This is a genomic window from Chitinophaga sp. CF118, from assembly GCF_900112615.1.
GTDB lineage: Bacteria > Bacteroidota > Bacteroidia > Chitinophagales > Chitinophagaceae > Chitinophaga.
This window is the reverse complement of sequence record NZ_FOMK01000003.1, coordinates 567,959-580,765: the sequence shown is the minus strand read 5'-3', so window position 1 is coordinate 580,765 and position 12,807 is coordinate 567,959. Positions and strand designations below refer to the sequence as shown.

The 12,807-nt window shown below is 40.9% G+C and carries 5 protein-coding genes and 1 pseudogene; all 6 read right to left on the bottom strand.

The window, feature by feature from the left end:
- Positions 1-1,956: a penicillin-binding protein 2 gene (mrdA, locus tag BM176_RS14615; RefSeq protein WP_090104199.1), complete on the bottom strand. Its 1,956-nt coding sequence runs from the start codon at positions 1,954-1,956 to the stop codon at positions 1-3.
- Between the two features lie 394 nt (positions 1,957-2,350).
- The gene (locus BM176_RS14605) at positions 2,351-2,596 is read right to left on the bottom strand and encodes a hypothetical protein (protein WP_090104195.1); all 246 of its coding nucleotides are present in this window, start codon (positions 2,594-2,596) and stop codon (positions 2,351-2,353) included.
- A gap of 51 nt (positions 2,597-2,647) precedes the next feature.
- Positions 2,648-3,313: pseudogene (locus tag BM176_RS14600) on the bottom strand (RHS repeat-associated core domain-containing protein); the annotation flags it as partial.
- A gap of 242 nt (positions 3,314-3,555) precedes the next feature.
- The gene (locus tag BM176_RS14595; RefSeq protein WP_090104191.1) at positions 3,556-4,224 is read right to left on the bottom strand and encodes a hypothetical protein; all 669 of its coding nucleotides are present in this window, start codon (positions 4,222-4,224) and stop codon (positions 3,556-3,558) included.
- Between the two features lie 7 nt (positions 4,225-4,231).
- Positions 4,232-12,001 carry an RHS repeat-associated core domain-containing protein gene (locus BM176_RS14590; protein WP_177230408.1) on the bottom strand — a complete coding sequence of 2,590 codons (7,770 nt, stop codon included), beginning with the start codon at positions 11,999-12,001 and terminating at the stop codon, positions 4,232-4,234.
- 23 nt (positions 12,002-12,024) lie between these two features.
- Positions 12,025-12,804 (bottom strand): hypothetical protein, encoded by a 780-nt coding sequence (locus BM176_RS14585; protein ID WP_090104187.1) that lies wholly within the window; start codon positions 12,802-12,804, stop codon positions 12,025-12,027.
- Positions 12,805-12,807 lie beyond the last annotated feature (3 nt).

Below are 12,807 nucleotides of genomic sequence, written 5' to 3'. Positions count from 1 at the left end.
TTAATTATGAAAATAGAAATTGAGGATCTGATCGGTAGTCATTTTTGCGGTAGCACCATTTAAAGAATCGAGGCGGGACTTTGCCATTACGATGGGATCCATGGTGTTATATTCCAACATGGTTTTTACAACGGATTTCTTTTTTATGGAGATGGTATCGTGCAGATATTTTTCCATTATTAGTCCGGCGATAGGCGCTGCATATGTACCACCATAACCGGAATTTTCCACTATCACTGCAATGGCTATCTTAGGATTATCGCGGGGAGCAAAAGCAACAAAGAAAGCGTGGCTTTTCATCTTTTTCAATACGCCATTTACAATTGCATTATTTTCTGCAGTACCTGTTTTACCACAAACGATTTCTCCTTCGATCTGTGCATTACGCCCCGTTCCGTGTTCCACCACATCTTCCATTCCATATATCACAGAGCTGTAAGCAGTATCCATTACATGAGCAACTGTATGCCGTTCTTTATATTTTGCCAGCAGCGAGGATGAATCATTTTCTATTTTCTGTACAAAATGCGGCAGGTAATAAAAGCCTTTGTTGGCAATAATACACATGGCATTCGCCATTTGCAGCGGCGTTACCGACACAGCCCCCTGCCCCATTCCCACATACAATTCCGTGCATGAATTCCATTGTCCGTGGTAACGTTTGTTCATTCCCACTGTATCAATGGCATAACCAGCATATTCCCCGGGGATATCAATGCCCAGGCGATGGCCAAGTCCGAAGGAGGTCATATAATCATACCACTTCTGATGCCCTTTTTTTACACCTCCCCATTGACGAGCATCTACTTCCATCCTGTACAGGTTCACGAAATAAGAGTTACAGGAATGGGAGATTGCCAATCTTAAATTAGCAGCGTGCCCAGGTTCGCTATGCTCACAGGCGATGCTGCGCCCACAGGCCAGATAAGCTCCGTGGCAGGGATATCCGAAAGCGGGTGTGATAATCCCTTCGTCCAATGCAACTAATGCCGTTAACGGCTTCATGGAGGATCCCGGCGCATAGGTACCCTGAATGGCCCGGTTAAATAAAGGCTTTGTAGTATCTGCAACCAAACGGCTAAAGTTCCGTGCACGGTATGAACCAGTTAGCAGATTAGGATTAAAAGTAGGGCTACTTACCATCGCCAGAATCCCGCCGGTTTGGGGATCTATGGCTACGATACTACCGATTTTGTTGTGCATCAGTCGTTCGCCAAGTACCTGCAGATCTATATCCAGTGATAAGTCCAGATTTTTACCGGCGACAGCACTTGTGTCAAACTCACCTTTTTCATATGGCCCCTGGGGACGGTTAAGATTATCTTTTACCAGGTATTGTGTACCCCGCTTACCCATCAGTACACTTTCATATGTTTTCTCCAGGCCGGTCATACCAAGGTAATCTCCCATCTGGTAGGCACTGAAAGCCGGATTCGTTTGCATTTGCGGGGAGATCTCTCCTATATAACCCAAGATATTGGCGGCAGTTGAATAAGGATAAGAACGGATTTGTCGCTGTACCAGCTCAAAGCCCGGCTGGAATAAGTACATGCTTTCCTGGAATTTGCTGTAAGTTTCCTGGGTGAGCAATGCAGCGAAGATGGATTGCCTTACTCTTCCGTTTTTAAGTATTGAATTGAGAATCCGCTTTTTGAAGTCTGCTTTATCTATCTGCAACAAGTTGCATAACGCCATAGTATCAATATCCTTTACGCTGTACGGCGTAACCATCAAGTCGTACATAACATCGTTCTGTAAAACACTTCGCCCTTTACGGTCGTAGATGATACCCCTACTGGGGTATATTATTTTACATAACACGGAGTTGGCATCTGAAAGCTTCGAGTATTTCTTTTCGATGATCTGTAAAAAGAATAATCTGCTGATGATCAGCAACATTGCACAAACGATAAGCAGCTGGATAACCCTTCTTCTAGGTTGGTTATAGATAGACATGTAGATGGTATACCGGGATATTGGTTCTCAAATATATTTAAGAATTTTACTTGGTATTGGTTATAATGATGACCGGTTTATAAGCGGGGTGTGAGGTTATGGTTTTCGAGGGAATATCATTAAAATGATACTTGCTTTCAAAATGTTCGGTTATGTAAGCCATTATTTATTAGGCATTCCACGCATTACTGGATCCTACTATTCGGTTTGCCTCTGATAAAGTAATATTTAATTCTTCAACTAGCAACATCGTTACCAATATTGGATTGACATTCCGTCGCCTGAATTCGATGAACATTTGTTCTATGCTTTCCTGGTCATCTTTTTTATAATATTTGTTAAAAATCGACCTCATTTCATCAGTTATTTGAGATAGTGGCATCATAAAAATTTATTATAAATCCATTGTTTTATCTTCTGTGTGTCCTGGATTTTTAGAGGAGCTTTTTTCTGTCCTCTGATATTGAATTCTCAATTTCTTAAAACCCTCCGTCCTCGCTCTATCCTTCAAAATATTTAGTAAACTTACTGTACCTCTGGTACCCATCTCTCTAGCAGCTTCCTTATTGTCAAGGCCATCTATATATAACGCAGCATCTTTAAGTTCTAATGTCTCACCATTAGGATCGTATGACGCCATAAACTTGGCTTCTCTAGCTATACCACTTGCTCCTATAAATTTAAATGTTCCTCAAATGGCATTCTCTCCTGTTTTAAATGTGAAACGATCTAAACTAAAAAAAGTAAAATAACTAGGCTTCTGTCCTGTTGTCCTTATACCTCTTCTTTCTAGTTCTTTACTATACAACTTTTCCTGATCCGACGCTGTTCCCGCTAAAATACGTTTTCTAACTTCTTGTAAGTAATCATCCGGCAAAAGAGAATGATCTGTAGTGACATATTCCAAATCTTTCGGAAAAGCTCTTTCATTGCCATCAGAAGCACCAGGCCCAGCATAATCACCATTAGCGCTTTCTAAAACCAACGCAACAGTTGACGTAACTTCACCAATTTTTCTAAACCCATTCCACCAGCGTCGCAAAGACGACTCTTTAATTGGAGGGGCAGCATGATGTACATCCGTTCGAACTACTACTTTCCTCCTTACATATATCTTAGGCTGAGTTTTTGCCTTGACAGGAGGATCAAAATATTCAGGCCCTTCTCCTTCTAGATCAATTAAAACAAGAGGGCTATTACCAGCAAAAACGTATGGTGATTGCTCTGAATATTCTTTAAATAATGGGTCTAAGCTCAAGAAGTTACCAATTCTCGGATCATATACCCTTGCTCCAAAGTCTAACTGATTCCCCTCTCCCTTCACCTCATTATCATTCTCCTTCCCATTAAACCCATAACGGTATCGATCCGCACCTGTTTTTCTCCGTTTCTACAGCCTCCGCTTACAACTCCCACATTCAAAGAACTGCCCCTAAGATATACCTTTTTATTTCAGCTGCTTTTCAATTGAAATAAAAAATTCCAGGCCGATGAACGGCCTGGAACTAAAATAATTATTCGGCGAGTGCCCCCTTTAACAACTGCACAATCAATGTATGATTTCCTTTCTCTCTCCCAGAATATAATTATACGAATGCATTAATTAACCATTGTAGTATCGAGAAAAATCTTCTTTTCCTCAAGTCCGGGCCATTTGTATATCAAATTACTGGTTTCTATTTTAAAAAAAACCTTCTTGACATTCACCGATATCTTCAATGCTCCCTGATCTAAGAATGGCATTAAGTCACTTTTTTTATTTGCTACTTTAGCATAACTAATTCCATCAATGGAATAAAGTACCTGAATATTCTGACGTGGAAATTTTGTAAATAGAAATAAAATTTCTGTGCTATCCTTATTACTCTCTGACAAAACTCTCATTTGATCCACAGAGGGAAATCCCCTCTCGGAATATGATGAATCTTCTACATTATAAAATACTCTGTATGTGTAATGAGAACCATCCACAATGTATTTATAATCATCAAGAACGCCAAAGAAATCGAACTTAAAGTAATGACCATAAAACTTTCCCAGTGCGTATCCATTGATTTCACGTAATGTTGAATGGCGATTACGTTTCATAACAGCCATATATCCTTTTTTATGATAATAAAGTGAATCAGACATTTCTCCTTTCCGAATGGAATCACAATTGATTATATATTCATTACTGACTTTTTTATCAGGCGAGACAGTTTTGCACTTTACAAAAACTAACAATAATAAAATAGTTATAAATATCTTAGAATAATTATGTTTCATTTTGTCTTTAATTTGATTTTTCGATTTCTGTACTAGACTTTGCTGGTTCCATATGTGAAGGGAAAGTATCACCGGCAGGCCTTGTAGATTTAGACTGTTCAAATGATAATTTACCTTTATCAATGTCATAATTCTGTTTGCATTTCATACAATAACCGACATCCGAATCGGGCATTCTAAGAACATAACTTTGTACCATTTTAATAATATCGCCCCCATTCCCTCCTGTCCATCCAATAAAATCTAATGCAGATGGAACTTCAAGATCAGGTTTGCCGAGTTCACCTGGTTGAGCTGCCATTATGATATCCATATCCTCATTAAATTTACCATAATCTACAATAAAAGTTTTGGCATTAGGATTTGGTTTGTCACCATAACCTTCATTGGGATTTTGACTACTGCCCCACACAATTATATTTACCGGCATATGGCTTTGGGCTCTATCAGGTGCCGGCTCTGGTGGTTCAGGAACATAGATAGCACCTATATTTTTTATTACAGTTTCTTCACTACCATCTTTATTCAAAGTTGTTTCTGAAGATACTATTGAATATAAGGTACCATTGCCAAGCTTTCCTGCAAACTGGTATGGTTTTCCATTTATAAACCAACCAGCAGCCTTGCTTTTTTCTTCCGTTATTCTTGTATTAGCTAGAATTAGTTTACCATTTTTGTATGTTTTGAATATTTCAATTGCATTATATTTTGCTTCACCTCCATCAAGATCAACATTTGCAACAGGACTATTGCTTGCAAATTGATATGGAGTTAACATTGGAAAAGATTTAGTAATAGGATCCACACTCAAAAACCGTCCAACTCTACCATCATATATCCTCAGCCCATAATCCTGCGTACCAGTCTCATTATCATTCTCCTTCCCATTAAACCCATAACGATAATTCCCCAGCGTATAACTCCTATCAGGCTGCAACATTCCAAATGGATAGTAATCCTGTGCACTTAGCAGATCCGCTTCATAATGATCACTTACACTTAAAGACTTATCACTAATAGTAGCCAGCACATTCCCAAGGTGATTAGTCAGCTCGTACCTCTTCTTACCAACCGAACCCCAAGCAGTCTGACTATCGTCACCAGATAATAGATCCGGTTCCCAGATGCCTAAACGGCTGCTTCCATAAAGGTGTTGTTCTTTCCAGTAAAGATCACTGCCTCCATCTTTGTTACCATAAATAGCCAGTGTGTTGCCTTGAGCATCCCGTACATACCAGGTCTTGTCGGTGACATAATCTGGGCCGTGTGTATGTGCTTTATACACCCTGTTGCCAGCCGCATCATAACGATATTCCAAAGAACTACCATCGGTTTTATCAATACGCTCTATCTTACCATACACGGTCCATGTGATATTGCTTATTCCTGCCTGTGCGTCTGATATAAGGTTACCGATGTTATCGTAAAGATAATTATTATCTCCCTGTGTTTTCAGATCTTCTGTATAATTCGGATTGGTGACTGCATCTTTGACATGTAACAGTTTGTTGTTTAAAAGATTACCGGAGGCATCGCGGGAATAACCATAATTGAGATTATCCATTGCCTTTGGCTTATTACCGGCACCGCTACCATTTCGGAAATAATTGAGAATGTTACCGTTAGCATCATAGCTGACGTTTTCCATAAAGGCCTCTCCTGCAGAAGATGCATCCCAACTGGTTGCCGCATTGGCGACTATATGCTGACGCATAGCCGTAAGGCGATTCAGTTGGTCATAACGATAAGTGTAACCTACCGGTGTGCCGGTATTAAATGCACTCAGCGCCAAAGTACTACGACTAATATTTCCATTAAACAGATCCGTTCCGATCTCGGTTGCCTCACCAGGAGTCCATGACATAGGGAAAGCCTTAGCGTCGTTTCCTCCTATTGGCTTATAGTCTCCTTTGAAATAATCCAGAGAATAGGCATACACGTCACGACCTATTACAGACCGTACATTGCCCGTTAAACCATCCTGACCCATTTCATTGGCCGGAGATAAATACTGCCCATTTACGCCTTTTAACCAACCCTGAAGGGTATATGCATAATCCAGTCCCTGCACCAGTTCTGTATTACCCAATTCCATACGCGCTAAAGGACCATGCAGGTAATAACGGTAAGACGCATCTGTTTTCGCATTGGAGATCTCCCAGTTATTATCCGCTAAAACATCCGTACCGCTAAAGGCTTTTGTTAAACGGTTTTCCGCATCGTATTGGTAACTATAGTAGAATTTGTCTGTGGCATCACGCTGGTAACCTACCTTATTGACTTTACCACTCACAAGATCATATTGGTAGTCAATCTGTTTAGTTTCCAACCCTTCCATTTGCTGCCAGAGGGTTTTTACGTTACCCAACTGATCGTAACTATAATAGGTTCCCTGTTGTGGGCCATAATAGTCCGTTTCATGATAAGTAATTGCTGATACACGCTTACGTAAATTCTCCTGTGGAAAACCCATATTCTCGTATGGCTCATCGTAATGAGTACGGGTCACCTGCCTTTTAGTGGTATTATAAAAGAAGAGAGATATTGCATAAGGTTCGTAGAATGGTTGATCCACTCCTTCCAATGAAGCAAATGCATTCTCCCCCACTTCTTTAATACGCCCTTGTGCATCATACTTAGTATAACTGAAATTCCTAAGACTACCGTTCCCCTGAACATCATTATGTGAAGCAAATAACCGACCCAGCCTGTCATAATAAAACTGAGTATTACCACCATCCGGCGTATGTTGTAACCGGATACCATTCAGGGATTGATACGCATAGGAAGTGGTAAGTGAGTGAGCCGGATATACCGGAGAATAACCCACATCATTGTGAACACGCGCGGCATCTATTGCTGCAAATAAAGAAGCATCTACCAGATGAACACCTTCAGGCGGCACGGTGCGCACCAGGTTACCTGCCTGATCGTAATAATATAAAGTGTAATGATACAACTGCTGTGCCGCTGTCAATTGCACATTGGCCTTCGCACTTCCACAATATGCGATATAATCCTTGCGGAATTGTCGGCGGATTTCCGCGATGTATTCTTTATATAATACCTTTCCTCTTGAAACAGCATCGTCCAGAACCTCCATCAAACAGCTATATGGATCACGCTTCACCGCTACATAGACCGGCTGATTACACAACATAGTTGTTGTACCCGGGTTAGCAATCAGTAAATCAGCATATCCTTTATACTCCGCATAAGAAAGCGTAAAGCCCCAACGGTGATTCAGATAAGTAGCATAGATATTTTCGTAATTGGCATCTGTGTCAAGCAACCAGCCCTCCTGCTGTAAAGCAGTGATGCCCTGATTAAATTCCGCAGGAGAAACACAACCTTTGGCTGTACCATCCAGGAATACAGGCAACTGTAAATCCTTTTCCAATAAGTAACGACAGTTAACACAGCCTTTCTGCAGAATGGTAAATTCATCTGCCGTAAGGTTCATGGCAGTACCATACTTATCTACCAGGTACTGATATAAATTGCCGCCGGGAGTATTATATTCCTGGGTAAGCGCCGTTAAACGGGCACATATTTCATTATTTGTACGATGGATGATATTAGTAGTCGCCTGCGCCTTTGTATCATAAGGATAAGGTGCATCCAGCAACCACGGATTACAGGTCATGGTAAAAGCACCATGAGTCATCTCTCCTTTGATCACCTGGCTGAATGAATTGTAACCATCGGCCGTCAGTACGCCACCAGCAGTTGTGCTGGCACCATTCGGATGATTGACATCAGCACCCAGTTTACAGACTGCTATCAGTTTTGCCTTGATCAGATCCTTTTTATCCTGCGTTGCACTACTTAAACACTCTGCCAGTTGCTGCATCCAGTTATCTGCCTGCGCCTCACAATTAGCACTCAATTGTGCGGCAAATTGTGCATCAGCAATTGCTTTAAGAGCAACAGTATCTGTGCTGACAACAGGTGTATTGTAAGAGATACTGTTAATACGGGATATCTTATACTGAAAAGCCGTATCACAGGAAGATGCAGGAGGAGTGACTGATGGAACATAACAACTAATAATTGCATCTTCAATGGAATAAGAATAATTTATACCGTTTGTTCCAGGAAGAGAACGTTCATCTGATGTTGTATTGTGGTCAAAATTAAATGTCTGAAAATACTCCTCAGATCCGGTTGCTGCATTGTAAAAAATCACTCTTACACTCATTGATCCTCCCACGGGAATGGGTACGCTGGGAGTATAATACATTGTATAACTCCAGGTTTGATCAGCAAGATGAATGGGAACTATTCTAAAGCTTGAGCTTTTCGCATATTGTTCACAAAAAGGTAAATCACACAATACATCAGCAACACGCATGGAGTTTACAGGAATAGTATGATCAACAGGAATGGAAACTTCTTTTTGTCCTGCTGTAAAAGAAACACTCTTCGTTTTTGGCACACCGCTATACTCAGCAGGGTAATAGATCTTTACTGTTACGGGCTTTGTAATAGCAATAGCACCTACATATACTATTCTTACCGGCTGTTCACATGTTGGACAACTCTGCGGATCTGCCTGTATAATAAAATCTGTTGAAGCCGGACAATCGCGAACTACAAATGATGAAGGATTTCCTACAGCACAGATACCAGTATTGCCACAATAAGCACTGGTATTCCGGGCTATCTGGAAATATTTCTGTTTTAACTCCAGGTATTTATCGCGATACAACCGCCATTCCATATCCGGCATACGGCAACTTTCAACGGGCGAACAGTTTGTCCAGTTGTTTGCATTCTTAACAGGAATATTCTGACTGTTGGTATTACCTGTATAATCACTGCAATAAAGCATATAATCTACATAACCTACCAGGTCCTTAACAGGAAAATTAGTATTGGTGATCCCTGCTATATTTGACGAGTAATTCGCCAGGTCTGCTACAAATGCAGTACGCTGAGCCGGATATTTTACAAAGAATGAATCTTTATCGATCAGCCATGTCGGGTTGGATTTGGAATAAACAGCACCAGGTATCACTGAAGAAATATCTGTAATGGATTCAGCCAATGTTTTCACTCTATCATCCCATTGCAGGTATTTACTATGATCATTACAGAACCTTAACGCACAATATTCCGGATGATATGATTCAAACTTTATTGCCCAGTCAGGATTCCAGTACTTCACTAATGAATCAAGCGTAAACTTTTCATCGTAAGGAGACATGATCAAACCATTTCCCAATTCAAACTGCTGGTTGATATAAGCAGTATCAGTAGCAATTTTAACAGGAAATACTTTCCTCCAATTCAGGAATAATACATTGATATTTTTCTCCAGGGGCAAATTGTTTGCATCAAACAAAGCATATTGACCACCCGGGCTTACATCCTTTTTAATTGCATTTTCCAATTCCTGGCAGGGAGAAGGTTTACAGGAAGTACGCAATCCCAGACAGATGCTATATTGTATATCATATTGATCCTGCACCCAGGCTGTAAGCTCTGAGCGGTTTATAACCGTATCTACGCCATCCTCTGCCAAACGTTTTTTCACCTGGTAAACATAGTTCACTTTTGTACCTAATGCTTCCCTGCAGGTACTGCAATCATTAAAACAGGAAAGGGTATTTGCATGATATAGTGCTGAAGTAATAAAAGAATATTGAGTGGAAAGAGAAGTATTTCTACTTACATAATCGTCTGTATAAGCATTCAGTGCTGCCTGCGTAAGCCCTAACTCAAAAGAGATATAATATTCACCTACCTGATCAAAATTAACATCGATATTTCCCGTAGCAGCGGCAGTTTTGCTGCAATCGCTTGTCAGACTACCTACAGGTATGGGTACTGCTGTATTATAAATTGTACGATTACAGTTATCAGTGATCCTGATATATAATTCGTAATAACAATTACTACAGATAATAACTCCTCCTTTCGCTGTATATGTTTTCACCAGTTGCTCTACATTGTATGCCAGGTTTACATTACCCGGCACTGCGGCCATATAGGTAGCAGATGCACTCAGCTTTAATTTTGACGGATCAAAGGAAAACTGCCCTGGCTGTAATACCGGGAATGTTTCACTTTTTACTACGGTTTTTGACGCAAGGGCATCTGTATTCGCAGGAGCATCTCCGGCCAGTGCGGTGGCGATCGTTTTACCGGAAGCATCCTGATAACTGACGCTGATCTGACCATTACCATCCACCACCATATTTTTCAGGTAATGACTAGCATATCCCACATCATTCCCAAAAAGACGGTCCAGCTCCCACTGTTCAGGCTTACCATAATAATAACGAGTAGCCTTATTACCCGGCTGGAATATGGCACCTACTCCTCCCTGTACACTTATACGCCCTGTATTATCGGGAGTATAACGCGTAACCGCAAAAGGATAACCACCTGCATCCGGAATATATTTATTTTCTGAAGACGTATTTAGAAATTTGCTGAGAGGAGAATAATACTGTCCGGCACCACCGAATGCATCATTCGTAATACCGGCAGTTCCCAGCGGTTCCGGCATATTGATACAATTACTGCCGCTGCCATATACATTGCTAAAGCTATAATTGTTGCCTGAAGAATTAAGATGCAAATTAGGATAATACTTTAAATTACTTTCTGGTACAGGGGCAGGCAGAATGCTTGCCAACGGACGTCCGAATTCATCATAAATAGATTCCTGTACAACTGCTTTCTGATCAGAATTATTGACGGTAACGGTTTGCCTGGTACGTAATGTTCCATCAAAATAACTGACAATTTCTTTTTTCTTTCCTTCTTCTGCATATACAGCACTGTATTGCCAGTTAAATGCAGGCAGGTGCCATGTAGTATTTAATGTGATCACCGCAGGCACAGTAGTCCCATCCTCCTCTTCCATATTATAGCTCCAGCTTCCCTGCAACCGTTGACCATTTGTATTATACATAACAGTACGTGCGCGTACCAGCAGGTATTTGGAAAAATGTACCAGTGAAATGTTATAATACTCCTGTTGTAAGCTTACACGCGTAGCGTTATTACGGAACATCTTTGCCAGTACCGCTGTTGTAACTCCTGAACCCGCGGTTGTTAATAGCCGTCCGTTATCGGATTCCTCATCAATAAATGTCCATTCCAGGTCATACTCTTCTGCACCAGTGATCTTGTCCCAGGATAATGCTACTTCATAAGATATCTCATTGGCTGCTGTTGCTGTTTTGAGCATACTATTGCCGGCAACAGTATTGGCAGGTACAATGACAACTTTAGGAACGATTGTTTTCTCCGTATCAAGGTCGTACCATCTTTCTACGGCTATCTGGCTGGTGAGCTGGAATGCAGCTGGCAGTTCTGATCCCAATTCGGCACTGGTAATATCATTAATAGTGATCTTTACGCGATGTCCGTTCAGGAAACGATACGTTGCAGATGCCTGATAGGATACACCCTTTTGCGGATCATAACCTATGTCCAGTTTCACATGGTCAACGATAATAGGATCTACCTGATCCGGTTGCGACCAGTATTCTATTTTCAGGTCTGCCTGGCATTTAAATGCTTTGGTAAGTACTACCCCTGAATCCCGGAACAGTCCGAAAGTAATAATATTGGTGACTGCTTTATTATGGATTTTGGTCCAGTCAAAAGCATTATTTAAAAACTTCTCATCCTTCACTACAAGGGTATCTCCCTTTTTGATACTACCTTTCAACTGGTGCTGATATGACTCTATTGCGGTGAATGCTTTTACCTGCATCACACAGCATAACAGCCATACGATCATGCCAATTCTCATCATATTTTTTTCCTTATAGGTTAACATTAACGGTCCTTTATGATTTCATAACCTTGTAATCCCGGTGCAGGTTCTGCTATGCCTTTGCGCAATCTCACATACCTGTCTATACGCAATAATTCAGATCTTACCTTACCGGGTTCCCACGCATTAATCTTCACATGCAACAGCTTGTCGTGTGTTTTGTCGGTCATTGCCGCCTGGTCTGTAAGACGCATATCTGTTTGCTTTATAAAACCGGTACTATCATAGAACATATGGTATTCCTTACAAGTGGCATGTGTATTATTCTGCAATGCGATTTCTATCAGGCCACCTCTTTCCCTGCGGGTTACCTTATAACCTTCCTTCCCGATCAGATCAGTAGTGGTATCTATTGACATTTGGAGCGGATTGATCACCTGTCTGGGAGGAGAAAGAAAGATTTTCTTTACATCGTGCGCAATCATGATATACGCCTCTTTCAGGGAAATCATTTCATTATCCCCCAGCCGGTAATAACCAATATTACCCTGCCTTGAATAACAGAAATCTGATGCCATAGATTGACTACTGTCTGCCAGATCCTGTGCCTGGATATTACCTGTTACGGTTAAAAAAGTCAGGGTATCTGTACGATGTAATACAGTCGACAACTCGTGCAGGATTGCCAGTTGATCTTTATCTGATGTTACATTTAATACTACCGGCATTACAGGCGGAGCCGGTACTTTTGAAAAATTCCGGATACCGGCAAAGGCAGCAGCCGCAGCCAGTATAACCAGGATAGGGATGAACAGTTTTATAGATAGTTTACTTAATTTCATAGA